Below are 23,799 nucleotides of genomic sequence, written 5' to 3'. Positions count from 1 at the left end.
CTACTTTGATTTTAATTTGTTAATAACTGCCTCTACATCTTCAGGTTTGTAGAATATCTTATGGTTGATCTGGGTATAAGCCAGCGTACTGTTATCCCGGTAGGTTTGCAGGGTACGTTTCGAGATGTTCAGTATCCTGCATACATCCTGATTATCCAGCCAGCGATGCAAGCCTTTGTCCTGATGATCTCCGCACAGGTTTTCCACTTTTTGAGTAAAGGCTTCAAAACGGTTCATCATCGCTTCAAAAGCTCCGGCTTCAATGTTTATTACTTCCATACAAATTCGTTTTTAATTAATAAAATTCGTTTACAATCGCAATATATACCACTAAATGGTAAGTTTTTCCTGCGTGACGTCATTTGTCGTTATTTGTCGTCATTTGTCACCTTGGCACATTCTGTCTTGTCCTGAAAATGGTTGACAATAAAAAGTATCTGCTCCTAAACTAGGTTATCTTTTCCTGAAATAGGTTGTCGAAAAAAAATGTAAACCAATGGACGGACAAAGAAAGAATTAATCCAGGAGTGTTTTCCGGGTTTACAGCCTGATGGTAGAGAGTGGCTCCGGTTTGGAAGCCGATGGCTTTGTCATTGTATTTATTCTATACCATATGGATTGTATAATATAATTGAGAATCAGCCCACGAAAATTAATCCGTGAGCTGATTCTGATTGTCTATCCCGATCTTATATATTTCTATCTTTTGTCGGAATGTACTTATTCCCTTATAAACTTGCGGTATGCCTCATTTCTGACCGACTCATAAGGGCTGCTGTCTTCTATTCGGTCCAGTGCCAACAGGATGCGTTCTTGGGCACGGGGAATACGGGTGATCAGTTGTTCGAACAAATCCGTATTACACAACTTGAAAGCTGTCTCTACCGAAATTTTCCGGCCTTCATCTCCAACCTCTTTTCCGGTAGCCAGGTTTGCCATTGTTTCCAGATCATCCCACATTACCCCGGAATCTCCCTGATCCATTTTCCTTGACCGGGAGATGGCATAGACTAGGTTTTTATGCATCAATTCCTCCAAAAGTTCTTTGCTGATAAGTGAGCGGGCTACACTCACACGCAATTCATAGCTGCTTTCTTCCATATAAAGTGAGGCTTTCTTTAATTTCTGTGATATAAAGCCAATTGCTATCTTAGATAGCTTTACCATTTGTTTCTTCATTGCTTGATATAGATCCGATGCCATACTGCGATGCATATCCACAAATGCCTTTCGAAGCGATGGACTGCTCAGAAACAGTCCGGTCCATAACCACAGGCTTATCACTAGATAGATTTGTATAAATGTATCCATTACTCTGTAGGGTTAAGATTGTTTGTACGGTAAATAGTATCTATATCCTCCCTGAAGGTCTCCAGATGGTTCAGGATGATATTTTCCACATAGCTGCTGATGGTGGCTTTGGATTCATCCATCAGGTGGACGATACGCATCAGACGGCGATGGGTGGCGGCCGTAATATAGAGTGGTTTGCGGTGGGTAAAATCCACACGCACAAAGAACACATCGGGATAGTCATCCTGGGTTTTACGTTTCTTTTTTCCGAGAGTTTTAGATGAAGACAGTTCTGTTGGTATTGATGTTGTTGATACAGCCTTATTATCAGGTTTCGCATCCAGAACCCTCTTGGCTGTATCTGAACCACCCGCTACTACATCGACAGGTATTGTATCTACAAGCTCTGCTACTTTTTCATCCTGTCCTGTTTTGTGTACAGGCTGATCAAGGTCGATTCCTTTATGTGCCGATTTGAGCAGGTCTTCGTATCTATTTGTCGTTTTATCTGTTGCCATTAGAGCTGAGGTTTTAGGTGAATAATATCCAGTATCTCATCGACCAGCAGATTCAGGTTACTGCCTTTGACCAGTTTTTTGTCGGCAGGGAAAATCGTAGACAGAAAAACAGCATCACTGCCCTCAAGGGATTGTTCCTTGTCATAGCGGACGGATTGGGGAATGGCTGTCTGCATCAGGGATAAACCGAACTCCCGGATAACGCTTTTGTAATGGGTGAGCCATTCTTTTTTGATCCGTCCGTCGATACGGTTCCAGAACAGGTGGATGGATTTCAGGTTTATATCCGTATGTTCCTGTATCAATTCACTGGCGGGGACAATAAACGAAAGGGTGCTTTCCATCGACAGACGCGAAGGAGACATGGGTACAAAGACATAATCCATGTCCATAAAAGTAGTAATCACACCCTCGTTGTTGATGGTGCCGGGCAGGTCGAAAAAGACCACATCATAAGCGGAATTTTCTTTTGATAAGAACTCTTTGGCTCTGGATATAGCTGCTTCGGGTTTGGCACAAACAATCGGATAAGTCTGTTTACCCAGTGATTCGAACAGGGATATGGCTTTGGACTGGTAATGCAGGTTGGTTTCCAGTTGGCGGATCTCCCGCTTGCGCATGTCATGGACGCTGCACTGCGGGTAGTCGCAGTCCATCACGGCGACATTCAGCCCTTTGAGGTAATGTAGCCAACTTGCGGTCAGGATGGTGAATGTACTTTTGCCCACTCCTCCCTTTTGGGTGGAGAAAGCGATAAATAAAGGTTTCTGTTTCATACTGAATTGACAATTTTAAAATTAGACATCGTGTGAATTTGAAAATTTGAAGATTTTACTCCTTGATTGAAAGTTGTACGGATGACTATCAGATTTTCAATTCATCTTATTTTCAATAAAATACTAAAACGATCAACCTTTCGTGTTGTGAAATTTTCAAGTCTTCCTATTTCCAAATTACCAAATAATCAACTTTTCAAGTTTGATAATTATCAGTTTACCAAAACTGAAAGGCTATTGGAAAAATAGCAGGTTTACCAACCTCCAATTTTTAGTGTATTATATACAAATTGAAAATAATCTGTTTTTTAATCTGTAAAAACTGCAAATTGTAAGTTTATCAAACTTTCTGTGGCGAATATATAATAACTTATTTATCAGTACATAATACTCGTTTCTATTGCATAGAATGACTTTATTTTGCTCCAGAAAAGAGTAGGATAATGCCGGGCTTAGGCGAATGTGTTGTAAAAAACAATATTTACTGATACGGAAAACTTCCCTGATTTTCCGGTATAGCAGATCGAAGCAGTTCGCACCGGTATTTTTATGCCTGAAACAGTAATATACAGCGAGTCCCCGCAGATAAATCCGATCTGCATAAAGTATTGTATTTCAAGAAATATTATTATTTAATTCGTGGTCTGTATCATTAAAAAGACAGACTTATGAAAAGTAAAAAAGCAGTATCGGCGGCCTCTTATCCAAACCGCATTTTTAAAAATGATGTAACAATTAAATGTCCGGACTGTATGGTTTTATGTTCCGGAGGGTGTTTAACGGTTGCCGCCAATTCAAAAAATAAAGAGACTACCACCTCTTTATTTTTTTCTCGTCGTCAAAGAAGCAAGGTAATCGCACGGGTTACCCGAAAATCGCTCCGCACATTTTCGGACAACACTCGTGCATACCTTGCCCTTGCAGGGGGCTGTGACCACGCAGAAGATAAATCCGGTTCCCTAAGGATTTATCCCCCGCTTCAAAACATGCTCCCGATGGTCGCATATTCTGAGGTCACCGGGCTGCCTACGGATTTTGCTCCCGGCGGTCGCAAAAGGTCCGGGCTGCAGACAGAGACTCCACTTCATCTCCTTATGGTAGCTTGCGTTACGCCCCGCTCAGATGTTAAAAGGCATCTGAGAGTTTTCCATAACATGAAATAGAAAAGCTATGGAAAGTAAAAATAAACAGGCAGGCAAAGCTCTCCGGGGACGGCCAAAGAAGGAAAAAACTAAACTATCCTGTTCGATTAATCTCAAATTGACAGAAAAAGATTTTAATTCCGTGAAAGAGAAAGCCGGAAAGTTGGGGATGAAAGCTACACAATACGCACGGGAAATGGTACTAAAGGGAAGTGTTAAACTTCGCTTTTCTCTGGAAGATCTGGATCTGATGCGAAAACTATCAGGAATGGCAAATAACCTGAACCAAATTGCTAAACAGGCGAATAAATCAGGTCTTGCCAATACAGCTATGGAGGTAATAAGCATAACTACTAAAATCAAAAAGCTGCTGGATGATCGCTAAGAATATAAAAGGGAAGTCATTTAAGGGATGTGTCCAATATGTAATGAATGAGACGGCTGAACTGCTCGAAGCGGAGGGAGTATGGGCAGATACTACTAAGAATATGATCCGAAGTTTTGCCATGCAGCGATCAGGAAGGAAAGAGATAAAGCAACCTGTCGGGCATATCCCTATATCATTCGCTCCCGAAGACAAAGAGAGAATGACCAATGATTTTATGATTCAATTAGCGAAAGAATATATGCAGGAAATGGGCATTAAAGATACCCAATATATCATTATCAGGCATCATAATACCGATAATGAACACCTGCATATTGTCTATAATCGCATCAATAATAACTTAAAACTTATCTCTGTAAACAATGATTATAAGCGAAATGTGAAGACCTGTAAGAAGCTAAAGGACAAATACAATCTGACGTACGGTAAGGGAAAAGATCGAGTGAAACGTGAAAAACTAAACAATCCCGATAGGGTAAAATATCTTTTGTATGATGTAATCAAGGCAATTTTACCACACTGTACGAGTGAAAAAGAATTTCAAGGCTATTTGCAAAGCAAGGGTGTTAATGTTGAGTTTAAACGAAGACGAACTACAGGAGAGATAGAGGGGATATCGTTCAGCTATGATAATGTATCATTTAAAGGTTCACAGATTGATCGGAAATTTAGCTACGGAAACTTACAAAAATCATTTAAGGAGAACATCGAATTGTTACAGCAACAAGCCTCAAGAGAGCCACAGCGAGAAATGCCGGCACCGAAAGGGCAACAACCGATTGAAAATAAACCGAAGATACGCTCTATTGGTGGGGTTAAGTTAACACCCGAACAATGGCAGACACTAGAAGAGGGGGGCTTTATTCATCTGGAAGATATAAATAAGAGTGATGGCAAGGGAAAGTTCTCTTCTTATATTTTCCTCAATGATGAAAAGGACAAAGCTTTTTCCTGTAAAGATAATCCAAACGGGTTTATCAAATATGGCAAGTACGAGATGCGTATAAGAGATAAAATACTGATTGAGAATGGGTATGTTACCAAGGCTAAAGTTAAGTGGTATGGTATCGGGACTTTTGCTTATCCTTATCTCTGGAAAGAGAATAAAGAGGATATAAAATATAAAGAATCATGGGGTGAACCGAGGATTACTAAAATTGAAAAGGAAAATAAACAAGAAAAACAAAGTCTGAGTCAACAGCCAATCCGGAAAAGACCAAGACCGAAGATTGGATGATTTCTTGAAATAACTCAATCAAAAAATCAATAATAATTACTTAATTTAAATTTATCAAGAATTAATTAGTCGTTTTAGTTATAAACTATTAAATAATTTATACCGTGAATATTATCATTCATAGGCAGCCATATAAACAATAAAATTGTTGTTTGTATTAATTATTTTTGATTACTTTTATAAATAATATTATATGCCATAAGTTTATTTGAACACTACTCTTACAATAAGATATACAAGGAAAATAATGACATTTATTTAAATAAAAAAGAAGAAAATAATCAGACAAAATATTCTCTAGAAGAGTTTTCTGGTGTTGCTGAAATTGTACTACCCGAACGAAGTATCTTCGAACGTTTAAAATCTTTCGTAAAAGAATGAAATCATGATAATCCCTTTAGAGTTATTTATAAATTTAATGAAACATAAAGTCATATATATATCTTTATTATTATTGTTTTTCTATTCACTTACTAGTTGCAACAACAATTTAGAAGATAAATTAGCTACAGCTGACGCTATAATTAATGATAATCCAGATAGTGTTTTGAATATTCTATCAAGTATTGAATTCCCTGAGGAGCTACAAGATAAAAATAAAGCTGATTATTGGAGATTACGTAGTCTTGCACATAGTAAAAAGCGAGAAACATTGATTTATGATTCGCTGGTTATTTACTCTTTAAATTATTACAAGGTAAATAATGATATAGAGAAAATGTTAGATTCTTATATGTTGGCTAGTGAATATTTTCAATGGAAAGAATTATCCGCTAATGCCAAGGATATGCTATCTGAAGGTCTGTCTAAAGCCGTATTAGCAAAAGATACTAGCCGCATAAGCCAATTCATGCATAAATTAGGTTTTTTATACCTGTTAAATAGAAATTACGAAGAAGCTGCGGATATTTATAAAAAAAGGATGTCATTTACGAATGATCACTTTTCTTATTACATAGCAGGTTTATATCTCACAGGTGATTCTGCAAAATACTATAGAGATGAAAGTATTAAGTTAGCTCTATTAAAGGGAGATACTCTTCCTGCTGCACATTATCTGAGAAACTATGCATCATCTGTATATTATAAAAATAAAGACTACAAGCAGGCTATTAATGCAATAAAAAAAACAGGAGAACTATCTAACTACTACAAAAATTTTGGAATAAATGATCAGATCTTGGCTCAGATTTACCTAGCATTAGGTATGCCTGATTCAGCTCAATTCTATTTAGACAAGTCTCTAATAGAAAAGAGAAAGAGTTCATATGGTGGGAGCAATGATTTAAATTTAATTGGAACTGAAAATATAAATGCAGTATTACAAGCTGTTATTGATACTCATAATAAAAAAGACATAGACGTATCTTCCATTTCTTCTTTTAATGATTCTATTATTTCATCTATAATAAAGAAGAACGCAATATTAAAAGAGCAATTATTAGAAAAGAATAATCTTGAAGAAAGAAATTTAAAATTAACGATAAAGAAACAACAGACTGAGCAGTTTCTTTTATTTATCATATTTATACTATCTATCACATGTTTACTTCTATATTTATATTATTTGAAAAGAAGAAGAAGGTATCAAGAGGTTGAAGAACGTATAGCGGTGCTTCAAAAGTTGATTCGAGATAATGCAAACTCAAATGAAAATAATAACTCTAATAGTTTCAATTTTTTTAAAAAAGCATTATTAGATCAACTTGGCATAATAAAACTAATTGCAACCTCAAATAACAGAAAAAATCAAGATCTTTTATCCCAAATTATAGATATATCACATGAGACTGTTTCAACAGAAGCTCTTTTGGTGTGGAAAGATTTATATCCAATTATAAACTCAGTGTATTCTAACTTTCATTATAAATTGTTAAGTAAATATGGAACATTACTAAATGAAAAGGAGATACAATTGTGTTGTTTACTTCGTGCTGATTATTCTTCGAGTGAAATCAGTGCTATTATGCAACAAAGCTTACAAACAATATATCAACGTCGCTCTACAATTCGAAAGAAAATAGGACTAGAAGATAAAGATGATATTGTGGAATATTTACTTGCACATTTTACCTAGGAAGTGTATATATAAGACATTCTAACGTGTATATATGATTTAACTTTCATCTGAAAGTAACACGTTTATTTTCAGCAATTTTCAAATAGACATATAGAAAAGAAATATCTATATATATAAATATTTCTTTGGAAAATGTATATAAATTCGTTGTTGTTATGAACTTAACATCAACGAATATATGAGAACCCTATTAGTCTATTTGACTTTACCTGTATTAATATTTTTGTACTCTGAAAAACTAAGTTCCCAAACCAATATATCTATTTCCGGGAAAATTGTTGATGAGCAGAACTCGAATATTTTGCCTTTTGCAAACATTATGGTGATAAATTCCTCAGATTCAACCTACGTTTCTGGAACAGTGACTGATGAGTTTGGATACTTTAAATTGAGTTTACCTCTCAAAAACTATCTATTACGTATTTCCTTTTTGGGATATGAAACGTACACAACAAGCGTTGATAATGAAGATTTAGGTGTTATTTATCTCAAGCCGAAAGATCGATCCTTAGCAGATGTTGTAGTAACAGCAACATCTAAAATATTTCGAATGGAATCTGGAGGTATTTCTGTAGATATACAAAATAGCCCTTTAAAAAATATGGGTGTACTTTCAGATGTATTAGGACAATTACCTTTTGTTTTAAAAGATCAAGAGTCTTACACCGTATTTGGAAAAGGTGCCCCTCTATTTTATATCAATAATCGACAAGTTAGGAATAATTCTGAATTACAACAAATAAGCTCAAAGGATATTAAAACAATAAAAATTATTACTAATCCAGGTGCTGAATATGACGCATCTGTTAATGCTATAATAAAAATTGAAACAATACGTCCTGTTGGAGATGGGCTTAGTGGTAATATATACACATATAATCGATATAATAAAAAGTTCTCTAATTTGGATAGAGTATCATTTAACTATAGAAATAACAACTTAGACATTTTCACAGGATTCCAATATGCAACTATGTCTTTCCCTAAAGATCGGAATATTTCTAATTTAATAAATGGACAAAATAATATCACAACGATTAATTCAAAAACGGTAGAAAATGATGGATTTGACCATCTAATTCCTGAACTTGGATTCAACTATATTATAAATAATAAAAGTAGCTTAGGTGCAAGGTATGAGTATGTAAATCAATTTGATTCATTCGGTAAATCAAATGGAGATATTAACGTTTTTCAGAATAGTGTAACCGAAGATGACCTTCATTCTATTCGTAAAGTGAGAGGTAGAGAATATAGTCATTATTTAAATACATACCTAAATACTACTCCATCTTCATTGTTTTCTTTAAAGTTAGATATAGATTACAAGACATCTAATCGTAAAAATAATGCAAATATTCAAAATACTTCTATCATACATTCAAATGAGGAGATAATAACATCCGAAGGTGGAAATTCAGAACTGATTGCAGGAAAACTAACAATGAATACTCCTTTATATTCTGGAGCATTAACCTATGGACTTGAAATGTCTTACACAACCAATAAGCAGGTATTTTCAGTTTATGAGGATTCTAATGTACCAGGTGTTGAGTCTAGTAATAATAGAGTAAAACAAAATCTAGGAGCAGGCTTTCTGTCTTACGGTAAAACAATAAATAAATTCTCTGGAGACATTGGATTTAGATATGAATCAGTGCGATCTAAATATTTCCAAAATAATGAATTAATAGAAGAACAAAGTAAAAATTATCAAAAGCTCTTTCCTAGTCTTCGCTTATCTTATAAAAATGACAACTTACAAATGGAGCTAGCTTATAAGAATATAATTCAAAGACCATATTATTACGATCTACGAAGTACGGTCTTTTATCAAGCTCCATACAGTTATTATAGTGGTAATTCATTATTAAAGCCTACCTATCAAAATAATTTTACTTATATGATGATGTGGAAGAAATTCACTTTAATGACAATTTATACCCACTATAAAGATAGAATTGCTTATATCCCTCAATTATATTTAGAGAACTCAATTTTATTGAAACCTATAAATTTCAATAGTAGCCAGAGGCTCTCTATCAGCTTGAATTATTCGAATTCTTTCGGGATATGGAAACCCAATTGGGAGATCTCTCTAGCAAAAGATTATCTAAAATTAGGTAACTCAAGTATAAAATACAATAAACCAATCTTTGCAACAAATCTAAGGAATCGTTTTCAACTAAAAGACTGGCAATTGGGAGTAGATATTAGAATAAGTTCCGAAGGAAACGCAAATGCTGAATATTTAAGTAGTTCCTGGCAAACTAATTTTTATATAAATAAGTCTTTTCTACATGATAAGTTGATGTTAAATATTAGCTCTAATGACCTATTTAACACAAGCAAATATCGGGTGAATTTTATATCTAACAATCTAGCTACATACTACGATAATAAGATGTACAGACAAAACATACAAGTAAGTATTACATATAGATTTAATAGTACAAGCAATAGATATAAAGGAAGCAGGTCTAGTGATGAACTAGATAGATTATAATACACTAACTGTATAAAAATATAATTTGTGCAATATCAATAAATACCAAACAAAATGAGCCATATTGCTTTGTTTCGTATCGACTTGGTATCTCAGACTAAAAACCAGTAGTTTTTGATTCGCAAAAAGTTTTGGACAGTCTCTTGTAGATCTCCCGAAATTGAACGTTATTGAGTCATTGTTGAGAAAACAAACAAAGAATTATCGTATGCCGGAGGAATCTCTTGCAACACATCAAACGTCTCTTCCATCTTCTTTAGCAGACAAAATAACCGTGTGTTTAATAGTCTTTTCATAGATTTCATTTTTAAATTTAACTTCTATAAAGCAGACAAGGAGCATCACCTCATTTTGTGTAACTCCCTGTTTTATCTTCAAGGGTGGTATTATTAACCTAGATGCATTTCTTACACTTGCGAATCATAAATTTTTTGTAGATAAAGATTGTGAGAACTAGATTGCAATTACAAATTATGGCATTTTTATTTACAAATAATCATAAAATAATGTATTGCGACTTTTACGCAATACAACCAAGAAATAAATAATTGATATATAATATATTGAAAAAAACATAAAGCGACTTATTCCTTTGGTCATTATTGATGATATTTGATATAATATTGTGTAATACACAGATAAAAAAATTAGCTACCTATTGTTGCTTCTAGATCTGATAGGGAATCTGATATAGAATATTTATACTATTTTTGAATTCAAAAGAGAAAAATGACTGATAATTTATGAATATGAGGTTTTTATGCTATTTATTAACTTTGTCTTATATCTTAACTCTATATTCGTGTAATTCCAAACCAGATTATGTTCGAATGGCAGAATCTACTATAGAGCAATATCCGGATAGTGCATTGCTGTTTTTAGACTCTATCATCCAACCAAGTTCTTTAAGCGAAAAGGATTGGCATGACTATACCCTTTTAACAATACAGGCAAAAGATAAACTTTACCAAAATATAACTCAAGATACTGCAATTTTTAGCACAATAGCCTATTATACAGCGCAGAATGATATTTCGAAATTAACACGTGCTCAATATTATTGTGGGCGTTTGTGGCATGAAGCAGGAAATACAGATAAAGCGATGAATGCTTATTTGAATGCAAATAAATATGCAGAGAAATTACCCAATGGAAATATCTTAAAAGGTGTTATTCATGCTAATATGGGGTATTTATTATTTGGGGAATCTGATTATAGAGAAGCATTATATCATTTTGAAACTGCACTTGAATATTTTCAAAAAGGGAATGATATAAGTCGAACTATTGGAATAAAAACTGATATTGGGAATTGTTATATGATGATGGATAAGAATGATAGTGCATCTGTCTATTACAATCAAAGCTTAGACTTAGCGGAGATTTCGAACTTACCAGATATAAAACTAAAAACTTTACAAAATCTGGGATTAGTTTATCAATTGCAGGGAGATAATGAGAAAGCAATTGCTTTATATAAGCAAGCACTACCTATAGCTGACATGCCAATAGATGCAAAGATTTATTTGAGCTTAGCTAGAATATATGCTCAGAAAAACGACTCCGACTCCACTAATTACTTTTTTTATAAAGCATTGTCAATTAGTGGGGGGATTAAAGATCCTTACTTCACAGCCAGTTTGGATGAAGTGTCTTCTGAAATAAATGAGAAAGCTGGAAATTACGAGAAGGCGCTCCTCGATTATAAGAATTACACTAAAAAGAGTGATATTATTTCTGAAGAAAGAGAAAAGAAAACAATATTGGATATTCAAAATAAATACAATTTTGAGCGTATCAGAAATCATAATAATGAGTTGTATATAAAAAATGCTCATTTTTTTGCATGGATATTGTTCTTGGGAATAGCTCTTTTAAGTATTTCTTTTCTTTTTTATTATCACCATCAGAAGAAAAAAAGAGAGCTGGATGAAGCCGAGAATAAAATACTCCAATTAAATAACTTAGCATTAAGCTATAACGAAAAAAGAATTTCTTTTAGAGATATTCTTTTACATCACTTTGATATTTTGAGAAAATCAGCCACATTGCAAAATTATTTAAGAGAAGATGAAATACAGCAGGGAGAAAGAATATTAAAGAAATTCAATGACATTGTGTACAAACAGGACGGGCTTGACTGGAATATGTTATATGACATAATGAATGAATTACACGATGGCTTCTTGGATAAGTTAAAACAACATATTCCGCTACTTGATGAAAGTGAATTTAGAATATGTTGTTTGATTCACTCCGGTTTTACTAACCAAGAAATGGCATTAATAATGAAACTTAGCCTTAATACAATAACACATAAAAGAACATCAATAAGGAAGAAAATGGGAATAAAAGATTACAACAATATAAGCCAAAGGTTAAAAGATCTATCTGACAATCTATAAAAATTCTATATAAAAAGAGGAAAGGTCTATGGTAAAAGTCGCCATAGACCTTTTCTGTTTTCATTATAACTATTTGAATACTAAAGTGTTGAATAATTTCTATTCTTGATTAAAAGTCGCTTGCTATTATTTATCTTAATAAGCAATATTACTTTTGTTTCACAATAAACACAAACTATATGCAATAGATATAAACAATCAAAATATCGAAATTATGAAAAAATTATTATTGCTACTGTTACTTATCATTACATCGGAATCATTCATTGCTCAAAGTCAACTAGCATACAAATCCCGAAGAGAGATTTTCCTGAAATCACAATTGAGTTCAGGGGGAGTAAGATCCGAATCACCATATTCTGTAACAGGGATAAAAGAAGAAACTTGGCAATACGTAATTCTTGAATTTATCTCATCCGACGATCATTTAGTAATAATTGAACAAAATGGAGATCACTTATATTCTCAATCAATAATACTCTCTCAAAATGATGGAGTAAAAAGAATAAATATTCCTCTCTCTTCATTCAGTAAGGGAGGTTACATAATGACAGTAATAAATCTTGTTAGCGGAGAAAGCACATCTGGAGACTTTAATGTTCAATAAATAACATTCAAATTAATCAACAATGAAAAGTGAAATTAAAAATTTAGGACTGAATACATGCAAACTTGTATTTGGTATTTTAATAATGTCTTTAGCATTATTTAGCTGTAGTAATGATGATAACGATTTTGATTCGCACTCAAAGCCAGGGGTGGATGCTACTCGTAAAGTTTTCGCCAGTCAATCCGAATTTGAAGCTTTCCTAAAAGCAGAAAGAGGATCAGAAGCAGTTTACTCTCCTAGTACCTATTCTCCAGACCAAGAGCTGAGTATTATAGAATCCTTCAAAGAATTTACGACAATAGGAGCTATTCTGAATGATAATCTGGAATTTCAAGTAGAAAATATGGTTTATAAGTACGGAAAATCCGGTTATACTACTTATTTCATTCAAATATCAAAATACGATGAAGGGCTCAAACAGATTGCCAACGAAAAACAAATTATTGGAAACTTAGATTCATATGCCGTCTTACCTAATGGAAACTATAAAATAGCGGAAGGAGTAGAAGTCTTTTATGATGGTGAACCTATTATCACAATAGAAATGCAAAAACCACCTTTGTTGAGAATCGCTGCAGATGGCAGAACTAAAGTTCAAACTTCTTTCTGGTCAAGTAAAAATCCACTTAAATCAGAATGTGGTGTACAAGTTGAAGCATGGTCAAGACCAAACACAAGTGTTGATTGGCAAAGTGCAAATACAGAACTATCCTTAAATTGGGAATGTGGAGTAGTAATCCCAATGGCACAGTTTTTACAACCATTTAGTGGTTCTAAGACCGGAACAGGGAACAAAATTAGAGTAACACTTGATTGGGTTACGGGCTATCATTCATATAAGATGGAAAAAGGCAGTGTGTCGGGTAGTGCAAAATGCTGGGATAATACATGGATTACCGCTGTTGTAAAGAAGTAATTCCAAATAATAACAATAGGGGTAGTAAATTACCTCTATTGTATATAATAACACTTTTATAAAAAATTAGGATGAAACAAATCTTTACCATATTACTATCATTGTCTTTTTTGGGGGTATTTGCTCAGAAAAAGATAAATTCTGAAGCTATACCCAATAATGCTTTCCTTCAAAAGGATTTGGATGGGAAAACTCAAGATGAAAAACTAAGAGGAGTGAGAAAAAATAGTGCAATCTTATTTACACAATCAGGTTATCGCAACTCGGTTTCTTCAACTCAGGCAAGAATCACAAATATAGAAAACCCTGAAGCCCTTAAGCTGATGAAGGACTTTACCGTTATATTGGAGGAGTCCGGAGATTATTATTTATTAGCGAACACCCTTTCAACCTATGTTTCATCAGGTAATTTCCAAGAAATAAAAGTCTATGTAAATGCTAAATATCAAGGTGTATTAAACAGTACAAAAGGAGATTGGGAAGTTATTGGGATTAAGGATAAAAAGACTGTAACAATGACAGCAGGGAAGAACTTGATTACTTTTGAGACAGATGCCCCATTCTATCCAGAAGTTGACTGCATACAGTTGGCTAGCTCTGAAGAAGATTTAATTAAACAAGATTATATCTATAATCATTATGTCAAAACACTGGCAAATAAGGAAACACCAAGTATAGGTACGCGGTCGGCCTTTGATGAATCCTATAATTGGACTGTGACACCACAAAATGTCGGGGCTTCTAATACCAGTAAATATTATTACACTGCATGGGCTAAAGTACCTGTTGTATACACATATCACAGAAGACTAACCCTTAAGAAAGAACGGAATATTTTTCATACAACACCCGTAGCTGGTGATGATTATTACGACGTAGATACCTATATGCATCTCTACAAAATAGATGATCCGAATAATTACTCATGGTTTAATGATAATTATACAGGCAATCATTCAAGAATTGACGTTACACCTCCCGCTGGAGATTATTACCTTGTCATTCGTTCGAAAATAAATTCTTATGCGCATCAGTCTATCCCAAGAGCAGGTTTGGTTAATGTTTATTGGAATGGGACAATAGCCAATGAAGGTGTGCCTGTATCGGGTTACATGTTAGACGCACCTGTAAAATATAAAGAAACACTGAATTATTTTACAGGAAAATCAACAGGCAGTCCCCGAATATTTTTGTTAGATGGCAATAAGATGTTATTCAATTCTGAGGAATATACTTATTACCCTCCAGCCGATTTCTATTGGTTCGACGATGCCCGTAAGAAAATTGGGCACAGGGCAACTAATAATAATTGGAAAATGTTGATAACCTCTATCGGGGCATGGAGTGTATATTATGGTAACTGTGATGTTTACGGTGGTTTAAGGGATGCACCTGCGAAATATATGACTAAATTTCCTAACTTAAAGAGCGGGGATGCGATCTTAACAGGGGATGATAATTCGTCTTATAATGCTGCCGCATGGGCTGGTGGTATTATAAACCAGAATGTAACTATCGGGGGACTTTCTGCATGGAGTTCTTGGGATAATTATTTCGGTAATAATCCGAGACGTTATGCAGGGGCAGAAACATTCAGCAGGTCGACATACGGACAATTAGCGGTTGTATTATACTCAAAGAATAATGATATGTCGGGAGCATCACATTTTGCTACGACTAATGGGGCTAATATGGACTTGCATGGCTTTGCATACGAAAGCAAGATTGGAACATGGGGAAGAATAACCCATACAAATACTTCTCTTAATGGGACTGAATACGGAAGTCCGTACGCATATTATTATAAACCGAATCCTACTAATTATTATTCATTATCCAATACGACCCAAAGTCGTTCTTCAGGATTAAGTGAAGATGATATATATACTTTGGAACAATCAATAGGTGACGGATTAACGATAATAGAAGATATTGACTTAGATTCTGAACAACAGAGAGTAGTAAATGAATATCAATCGGCAAGTATTCTTTCAAAGTCAGGTCGCAAATTAGGCATATTGTTTGAAAATTGGAAAAAAGCAATAAATTCAGACAAATACGCATTAACTAATAATACGAATGACTACATCATTATTCCGGAGGGAAAGGCTCTGATCGAATATGGAAAATTAAACGTAAAAGAAAGTGTATTATTCTTCGCTGATATAATTTTTAATGAAAATTCAAGTAATCTTTCTACATCATTATCTCCATTACTTTTCGCAGAAATTGCAGCTGATAAATATGGCAGTATCATAACAAACATAAAAGAAGAATGGTCGAAAGATCCTTATACAGAGGATGGGGCTTATATATTTCCTTCTTATGAGACTTTTGCCAAGAAATACATTAAAGAGATTATTGATGGGGATATAATTAATAAAGTAACTCCGCGCATACGAAGCCTTCAAGTCGACGATAAATTGTTGAATACTGACGCTCTTTTTAATATTTTGGAGAATCCGGTTACAACAAACGGTACTTATGCAGTCATAAAGCTACCATCTGAAGCTAAAATTTCTTTAAGCACTGTTGGTCTTTTTGCTGGCAGACAGCATAATATTGTAGTGAACAAAGTTTATCCCGCAGGAGAATATAGATTTAAAATCGACTATTCTTCGTTGAGTAACGGAGTTAATGTGTGTACACTTAATATAAACGGGCAAATATTTAGTCGTAAACTACTAAAGAAATAATCAGTATGAAAAAGTTATATATATTATTCTTCATTGTTTTGAATTTGCTTTTTAATATTGCATGTTCAAATAATGAAATAGCTGAACCATCAAACGATAAAACACCTATTGGTTCAAACGAACTTTCACTTCTTGAAAGGATTAGTTTATTGGATAATTATGAAATACCGGAAAGTAAAATCCTCGATATTGTAAGTAATTTTGAATATTCTATTTCGGAGGAACCACTATTGAGAAATACTATGGATAAGATAGGCTATGAGATAGATAAGAAATTTTATTTTTCTGAAGAAGAATCTGAGTTAAGGACAACCAAAAGCAATGATTATAATGAACATCTACCTGTATATAAAGTCCGAATAAATAAACAGGGAAAGAACGGATATGCCCTTGTATCTGCCGATGCCAGACATGCCAAAGTTATTGCTTTTGTTCCTAATGCAGGTGTAGATTCGGAAAACATGACAGATGAATCAGGTATAAATATCGGTGCAAGAGAAATACAAAAAGCCAGTCTTATGTCGGCACTTCAAAGAATAAAAAAGTTTAATATAATTAAAGATTCTTTGGAGCAGTCTGCATATAGTAAACTTCAATCAATTCCCTCTTTAAGATCTATCCAAGTAGATGATAATGAATTTGATTGGTTGGATGAATACCCTCAGTATGTCGTTGAGAGAACAGAAAAGAAATTTCCATTAATAAAAACAATGTGGGGACAAGGAGTTCCCTATAATTGTAAATTAGCTCAAAATTGTCCGTTACGCCCCGAAGGCAGATACCTCACAGGATGCGGCATTGTCGCAATAACACAGGCAATAGCGCACTGTGAACCAAAGCTTAATATTTATGCTTATAATATGGATTGGGCTAATATTAAGAAAACCCCAAAATTAGACAGAAGTTATACGCCTAAAACTATATTAGATCAAGTTGGGATGTTAATGAAGTGGACTGGAGAAACTGCGGGTTCGGACTATAGTAACTGTGATAAAGGTACTTCCACAAATGTTAACGCAATAGAAGGAGTTTTACCGAAAGTCGGTATGCGATGCGATGGAGGTAGAGGATGGGATTGGAATGTTATCGCAGCCTCACTAAGAAGCGGAAAAATAGTACATGTTTCTGCTGTTTGCGATGAAGGGGGACATGGTTGGTTGATGGATGCTTACATACATACTAATGTAGATAGTAATCAGACTATTTATGTCCATCACAATTTTGGATGGGATGGATATTGGGACGGATATTATGAAGTGGAAAATCCTTTAGAATTTACAGCTAACGGCGGACAGGTCTATAATAGAAAATTCAGGATTCAAGCGAATATTTCTAAAAACTAATTTTTCTGTTTTAAATAATAATAAAAGTAGGTCGCGACAGTTAAAAGGATATAGTTAAAAGGATATTACGACTTCCTTTATTGAGGTTTATATCTTATTTTCATCGAGTAATACAAAATAACAAAACACTATGAACAAAATTTTATGTCTATTATTCTTTATTTTATCTATCGGTTTAATCGGATGTTCTGATGATGATTCTGATGATGTGCAGGAATTTAAAGTATATAGCCATCTCGGTTCAGGTAAACCGACAGTATTAAACAGTATAGCCGATCTGTCAGGCTACATCGATCTGGAAATTAATGTATCTGACCTAAGTATAGCTACGGCTCAATACGACTGGGAAGGGGAAGGTTTTATTATTACCCCTATAAAAGAGGGTACTACGACTGTGACCATAAGAGAAAAAAATAGACTAAAGTATAAAATCAAAGTAGTCGTTGAATACGAAGGTGCAGGGAATTGGAAATTAAAGAATTCAAAAATTACAGTCGAAGGTGATCCAGATGTAAAAGAAACTATAGAACAAGATATGCTTGAACGTTCTTTATTCTATAACCAAAAAGAAAAATCATTTTATGATAATCTTTCTTTTGAAAATGAATCTGCTATCCTAAGAGGTAATCCTAATAAATACACGATTTATAAATTCATAGAAGAAACACTAGAATATGAGTTTACAGTTAAAACGAGCGAAGCGGTTGCATACAGGTATAAATTCTTACTTGAGTCGAAATCTGATGTCGGAGTAAAGCCTCAACAAAAAAGTGGCACATACTTTATTGACAGAACTAAGGAATATCAAGAAAAATACCCTGATAAAAATATTAAGAAAGTTATAGAAGAACAAAAAGTGAAATGTGTTTATAATGAATTATAATACGCCCGAAGCAATAATTTGCTATTTGTTAATAAATTAGCTATATTTGTATAGATAACAAAAGAGGGACATAGCCCGAATTGAAGAAATCCAGTTCGGGCTATGTCTATTTACACAAACTATGCGGAATTACAAACCTTATATAATTCCCGACAGACAGTGATAAGAGAAAATGTAGAGATAACAAAAAAACGGAATATCTATGTAAAAAGTATTCCATTTAAAATCTTTCTCGACAGAAGAAATGTTCCAAACCATGACTGACCAGCAAAAGATGAACGCTTATAAATAATTTGCAGGTGAATGATACATTAGAACGAAGAATTTTGTATCTTAGCAAACATAGGTCGCTCTTTAATATAGTGAGTAAATAAGCATATCTAAGAACTAAGCTGGTTTCTAGATCGTTACCCATTGGCGAAAACAATTTTGTAACATATTTATTTTCAATAAATAATACGGACTACTATACCTTCTTCTAAGATAAAAAAACACAAGAAAAGGTATATTAAAACCCCATTCCCAATTGCAACATAAAACGTTGATCGTCATTGGAAGCGAAGAATGATAGTTTACCGGTAAACTCCTTAAACAGTGTTACCCAGAATCCACCACCATACGAAGAGTGCCATTTATTCGAATCCTCGTGCGGATACCACACTCGCCCATAATCAACTCCTGCGAATAAACCGTATTCAACGGGAGTGAAACTGTTCTTCAACTCACCCATATCCCATCTGAATTCGGAAAACTGATAAAATGATTGTTTACCCATAAAACGATTATCCCGGAACCCTCTTAACTCAGTTGTCGCAGATTGAAAAAAATCGTATTTATTAGAAAGCAGCACTTTGGTATTTACTTCTGTCGCAAAAGACAAATGACTTATCAAATGAATGTTTACACTCAAATTGGCTGTTGCATAAGGAACGTGACGCCCCCTATTTCCTAAATTGAATATTCCTCCGGTAGACAGACTTATTTTGTATTTTGAGATGACATCATTTGTTTTCTTATCCATCACATACCGTACGTTCAGATCGAGAAAGAATTTAGTGTCGAAAATATCATTGTTGTCATCATATATCTGATTAATATAACGGTCTCTGTTTTCTGGATTATCCACTTTGTCAATCTCTAATGAACTTGCAATATTAAATGTTTGGAATTTATCTATTTGATAATAAAATGCAGGTGTAACAGCATATCTTTCCAAATGTACTCTGTTAAATTTTTTATCTTCGTCTTTGTAGCCAGATGTTGAATTTCCATAACCGAAGAAGTTTGAAAAATAAGCAGGACTGCCGATAAATGCCGACAGGTGAAAACTTCTTCTTCCATCATAATCCGGAAAAATTCCCTGATAAGTAAAACCATTGATATAATCAAAACTAAGTTGGTGCCATTGAGTATAAGGAGTTCTCTTGAAACCATTCACCGTATAGGTAATAGATGTTCCCAGGTTAATACCCAGATCGGAATCATAAAGTCCGATGGGAGTAACCGATAACTTTTTGTGGCTTAATTTTTCATAATCATACTTTAATGCATTTTCTTCATTACGGGGATATATAATCTTTACGGGTGATGTATCAGCCAATCTTTGTTGTTGAGACTGGGATTCATAAACTTTTACCTTACGGTTAGAAGTAAGATTATAGAGGTTTTCCCCTTTACCTCCGATTAGCAATGTTTTTATCCGGTTTGTAGGACGGTTTCCTTCAAATATGTCATTGCCTTCTAATCCGTAGACCCATATTTCCTTAGTCTGTTTAGCAGAATAATGCCGGTCAAAATATGGTTGGTCTGAATTTGAATTATAAATTTGAATGTGCAAATTGCCCATTTCATCTTCACCGAATATGAATCTATCATCATTATTCGTACCTGTAATCACAGGGGTTTTCTGCAATTCCAGATAATACCGATGCGTAATATTTTCTATTTGGTTACGACGGCTCATTAGTTTTCTTTTTATATCTTGCATGTTCTCATCCTGCACCTCTTCTGGTAATGCTGAGAAAGCATTGTTTATCAACTCGTCTGACAAATGGATCTGCAAATATTTAGCTTGCTCCAACCAAGCGCTCTTATCACTCTTTGGGGTAAGAGCCATATCTAATGCATAACCAAGAGTATTGAGTTTTTTTACATTATTTAGCGTCTCATCATAATTATTAATAAAGCCCAAACCCAACATTCTCAACAAAGGCTTAAATAAAATACCTTCTATTTTCGGATAAGCATGGTTTCGGTCAAGTACCATTGGTTCAAATATAATTGAATCACTCTTCAATGCCGTAATCCAACCCCATGATTCGGGGATTTTGTTCCAGTCTCCAATCAGCATATCAAATAACCGCGTACGGATATAAAGTTGCTGATCTACATTATAAGTATCCCCTTTATGTAATTCTTCAAGAAGTTGTTCCACATTAGTAAATACCTTTTCTTGCTCGGTAAAAGGCAAACGTGTAATCGTTATCAGATTACCTCTGATATTGCTGCCGTCTGCAACAGTATCTGTAGCTTCACCTGTTGATATATATGCAATATCATATCGATTAGAGATCAGGTCAACTTCTTTTGCCATAAGGTTGGAAGCAATGAAACCATACGGATGAACAATAGTAAATGCTTCCGTAATAAAATCGCCTATATAAGTATCTTCTAAATCATCAATATCATAAACACTTTTAAAGAAACTCGAATTTAAGAAGCTGGTAGATCCACCAAGAGGACGCAGCAAATACAAGGATTCATTCTTATCTTTCAATACTAAGGTATGCAAATCCTTAAATTCTCTGAGAATGGATAATCCTCCATATAAAGAATTCAGACTAATTGCTTTTACGCTTACCGCTTTATAATACAATGGTTCGTAATGCGTACCCCATAAACTATGATATAGAGAACCATGTTCATTTCTCTTTTGCTCGTATATCGGTTTCTTTACAACATCACCTAACTGAATGGGAATAGAATCTCCCTTATTCTGTGCGTTTAAAGCAGTCACGAAGAAGAGAGATAGAATGACTAAAAAATAAACTCTAATTTTTTTACGTAAAATGATCTTATGATAGGCTATTAAATAGTAAAAGGCACTTAATGATATATTTTTAAAAATATCTAATGGTTTCATCTTATCATTTGTTCTAAATTCTGTTTTCGGGAAAGGCAATTAATAAATCATTAGAGATCCTAATAAAAGAAGAAATTACCTTTCAGACTTTCTTCTGATACAGACTAATAAGCAGGGATAATATGCTCTACTTTCAGTTGATCAAACATTTTTCTGAAAGCAGGGAAGATATCTGTTTGGTTATCGATAAAACCAAATCGATGGATCTTTTCCGGATCAGACAGTATATTGTATGAATCATTAAAGATTAAATCACTTGAATACCAGTTTAAAGAACGGAGTAAAGATTTATTCTTGAGCTTATATTTTTCACAAATACCTCTCCATAGATCATCCCTGCTTTGCATATATAAAGCGAACGAGAAAACGTTAGGCCTTCCCGATAGTATACCAAAATATTTGCTTATTTGTACCCAAAGATCTTTCCATAGTATTCCATTCCCGCTTGTTATATTAAAGATCTCCCCTTTGCATAACTTCCGGGACAGTACATATTGCATACTTTCCGTAAGGGTATCTAATGCGGTTAGATCAATCCGGGAATTAAATTTTTCTTCACTGCCGGGAAAAGACATAGGCACACCTTCTTCCTTACAGAGTGTTGCATAGATTGCAATTTGAATTGCTATACCGGAAGGGTTGTCAATAGAGATATCGATTATTGTATTTGAACGAAGCGATGTCCATCCCCATTTCTTATTGACGGACTCTTGTCTTAAAAACTCTTCTTCAGGGCTGTAAAGATGAAAAAACAGACAAGGGGTAAATGGCACATATCTTTTTACAATAACTGGTTTAAGCACACTCATTTTCTTATCGTGCCTGATAGTTTCCTGGATAAATATAATATGTTCGAGCCAAGGCGCCATTTTTTCTATTTCTGTTACTAAATTCAGGGACTCGATATTTTTCAAGGATCTATTATCGGATGTACCGAAGAAGATATGTGTAATTTCCTGTAATTTTTCCTGATGCAGATCGATTGCATCTGTATTCAGGCAATCCAAGCGGATAAACTCGAATGTTCCTGCATAAGAAAGCTTTTGGGAAGATATGATGATAACATTCCAATTACCGGTAGATTCCAGGCAAGTAGCTATATTATAACCTATGGCGCTATTTCCTTCTGTAATTAAAGCTGTCTTCTTTTTCTGATTTGAAGACCCGATTCTTATCCTTCCATTCATACGCAATATATATAAACAACTTATAAAGGAACTAATTTCCCGAATATATTTTGTTATACATTTCTGATTATTAATTACATAATTCACAGCTCAACAAGCTATACCTATTTTTCAATTGTGTTCTTTATTCGAAAGACTGACATTAATGGGTATTCCTCGATGTTCATGATAAAGATCAAATCTTATTGATGTCAACTCCTGCAAGATTATTCAATTTAGCCGGAATAACTCATTAAATATCTGAATTTGAAATTATTTGAAACAATAAGGCTTAATTAATTGTTTATAATAGTATAGTGTTCTTTTCTTCATTCTATATATCTACACCACTTTTCGCAGAATCTGATGTTTTTATAAGCCAATCATAAAATGAGATTGGAAAAAGAAGTTCAGTTACTCTCTTTTATCAAAAAACAAATAAATATTACCATTATGAAACCCCCATGACGTAAAAAAGACGCCAAAGATAATGTAAAAGTTAGCAAAGGCCCTTAGCTTTGGTTATAACCAACTAAAGATTAAGACTATGGAACAGATTACATTTACCCAGGTCGTATCCAGGGGATGCGGCATAGACGTACACAAGAAAGTAGTAGTAGCCACCGTGGATGGCGAAGGCATAAAGAAAACCACACGAGAGTTCTCTACTTTCACGAGTTCTTTGACAGAATTGAGAG

The 23,799-nt window shown here is 34.1% G+C and carries 18 protein-coding genes; 11 read left to right on the top strand and 7 right to left on the bottom strand.

Annotated elements, in window-relative coordinates:
- From IR083_RS18770 to IR083_RS18755, 4 genes are all read right to left on the bottom strand, one after another.
- Positions 1-279 (bottom strand): helix-turn-helix domain-containing protein, encoded by a 279-nt coding sequence (locus IR083_RS18770; protein WP_194225463.1) that lies wholly within the window; start codon positions 277-279, stop codon positions 1-3.
- Between the two features lie 441 nt (positions 280-720).
- Positions 721-1,311, bottom strand: coding sequence for a hypothetical protein (locus IR083_RS18765; protein WP_194225462.1), 591 nt, complete (start codon positions 1,309-1,311; stop codon positions 721-723).
- The gene (locus tag IR083_RS18760) at positions 1,311-1,811 is read right to left on the bottom strand and encodes a DUF3408 domain-containing protein (protein WP_194225461.1); all 501 of its coding nucleotides are present in this window, start codon (positions 1,809-1,811) and stop codon (positions 1,311-1,313) included. Before IR083_RS18760 ends, IR083_RS18765 begins: the two co-directional genes overlap by 1 nt.
- On the bottom strand, positions 1,811-2,587 hold the full coding sequence (locus tag IR083_RS18755) for a ParA family protein (RefSeq protein WP_194225460.1): 777 nt from the start codon (positions 2,585-2,587) through the stop codon (positions 1,811-1,813). Before IR083_RS18755 ends, IR083_RS18760 begins: the two co-directional genes overlap by 1 nt.
- 752 nt (positions 2,588-3,339) lie before the next feature.
- Here IR083_RS18755 and IR083_RS18750 point away from each other — a divergent pair.
- The 5 genes from IR083_RS18750 to IR083_RS18730 all read left to right on the top strand — a co-directional run bounded on the left by IR083_RS18750 (position 3,340) and on the right by IR083_RS18730 (position 9,940).
- Positions 3,340-3,750 (top strand): hypothetical protein, encoded by a 411-nt coding sequence (locus IR083_RS18750; protein ID WP_194225459.1) that lies wholly within the window; start codon positions 3,340-3,342, stop codon positions 3,748-3,750.
- A gap of 7 nt (positions 3,751-3,757) precedes the next feature.
- Positions 3,758-4,114, top strand: coding sequence for a MobC family plasmid mobilization relaxosome protein (locus IR083_RS18745; protein ID WP_194225458.1), 357 nt, complete (start codon positions 3,758-3,760; stop codon positions 4,112-4,114).
- The gene (locus tag IR083_RS18740) at positions 4,104-5,354 is read left to right on the top strand and encodes a relaxase/mobilization nuclease domain-containing protein (RefSeq protein WP_194225457.1); all 1,251 of its coding nucleotides are present in this window, start codon (positions 4,104-4,106) and stop codon (positions 5,352-5,354) included. The genes IR083_RS18745 and IR083_RS18740 overlap by 11 nt, the downstream gene beginning before the upstream one ends.
- 418 nt (positions 5,355-5,772) lie before the next feature.
- Positions 5,773-7,431, top strand: coding sequence for a tetratricopeptide repeat protein (locus tag IR083_RS18735; RefSeq protein WP_194225456.1), 1,659 nt, complete (start codon positions 5,773-5,775; stop codon positions 7,429-7,431).
- A gap of 181 nt (positions 7,432-7,612) precedes the next feature.
- Positions 7,613-9,940, top strand: coding sequence for a TonB-dependent receptor domain-containing protein (locus IR083_RS18730; RefSeq protein ID WP_194225455.1), 2,328 nt, complete (start codon positions 7,613-7,615; stop codon positions 9,938-9,940).
- A 167-nt stretch (positions 9,941-10,107) separates the two neighbouring features.
- On the opposite strand, the gene IR083_RS24835 is transcribed toward IR083_RS18730, so the two are convergent.
- Positions 10,108-10,236: a hypothetical protein gene (locus tag IR083_RS24835; RefSeq protein WP_262893186.1), complete on the bottom strand. Its 129-nt coding sequence runs from the start codon at positions 10,234-10,236 to the stop codon at positions 10,108-10,110.
- A gap of 534 nt (positions 10,237-10,770) precedes the next feature.
- On the opposite strand from IR083_RS24835, the gene IR083_RS18725 reads away from it, so the two are divergent.
- The 6 genes from IR083_RS18725 (at position 10,771) to IR083_RS18700 (ending at position 18,793) form a co-directional block, all read left to right on the top strand.
- Positions 10,771-12,345: a tetratricopeptide repeat protein gene (locus IR083_RS18725; RefSeq protein WP_194225454.1), complete on the top strand. Its 1,575-nt coding sequence runs from the start codon at positions 10,771-10,773 to the stop codon at positions 12,343-12,345.
- Between the two features lie 214 nt (positions 12,346-12,559).
- Positions 12,560-12,952 carry a hypothetical protein gene (locus IR083_RS18720; RefSeq protein WP_194225453.1) on the top strand — a complete coding sequence of 131 codons (393 nt, stop codon included), beginning with the start codon at positions 12,560-12,562 and terminating at the stop codon, positions 12,950-12,952.
- A 22-nt stretch (positions 12,953-12,974) separates the two neighbouring features.
- Positions 12,975-13,871: a hypothetical protein gene (locus tag IR083_RS18715; RefSeq protein ID WP_194225452.1), complete on the top strand. Its 897-nt coding sequence runs from the start codon at positions 12,975-12,977 to the stop codon at positions 13,869-13,871.
- Positions 13,872-13,942: 71 nt separating this feature from the next.
- Complete coding sequence (locus tag IR083_RS18710; RefSeq protein ID WP_194225451.1) at positions 13,943-16,567, top strand: hypothetical protein; 2,625 nt, start codon at positions 13,943-13,945, stop codon at positions 16,565-16,567.
- A 5-nt stretch (positions 16,568-16,572) separates the two neighbouring features.
- Positions 16,573-17,910 (top strand): C10 family peptidase, encoded by a 1,338-nt coding sequence (locus IR083_RS18705; protein ID WP_194225450.1) that lies wholly within the window; start codon positions 16,573-16,575, stop codon positions 17,908-17,910.
- A gap of 130 nt (positions 17,911-18,040) precedes the next feature.
- A complete protein-coding gene (locus tag IR083_RS18700) occupies positions 18,041-18,793 on the top strand; it encodes a hypothetical protein (RefSeq protein ID WP_194225449.1) in 753 nt (250 codons plus the stop codon).
- A gap of 508 nt (positions 18,794-19,301) precedes the next feature.
- Here the strand turns inward: IR083_RS18700 and IR083_RS18695 are convergent.
- Positions 19,302-21,809 (bottom strand): hypothetical protein, encoded by a 2,508-nt coding sequence (locus tag IR083_RS18695; protein ID WP_194225448.1) that lies wholly within the window; start codon positions 21,807-21,809, stop codon positions 19,302-19,304.
- Positions 21,810-22,039: 230 nt separating this feature from the next.
- Positions 22,040-23,122 (bottom strand): hypothetical protein, encoded by a 1,083-nt coding sequence (locus IR083_RS18690; RefSeq protein ID WP_194225447.1) that lies wholly within the window; start codon positions 23,120-23,122, stop codon positions 22,040-22,042.
- Positions 23,123-23,799 lie beyond the last annotated feature (677 nt).

It is taken from the genome of Dysgonomonas sp. GY75, assembly GCF_015234155.1.
In the GTDB taxonomy this organism is placed as follows: domain Bacteria; phylum Bacteroidota; class Bacteroidia; order Bacteroidales; family Dysgonomonadaceae; genus Dysgonomonas; species Dysgonomonas gadei.
Note: the sequence above shows the minus strand (reverse complement) of the source record. Positions and strands in the feature narration are given on the sequence as shown.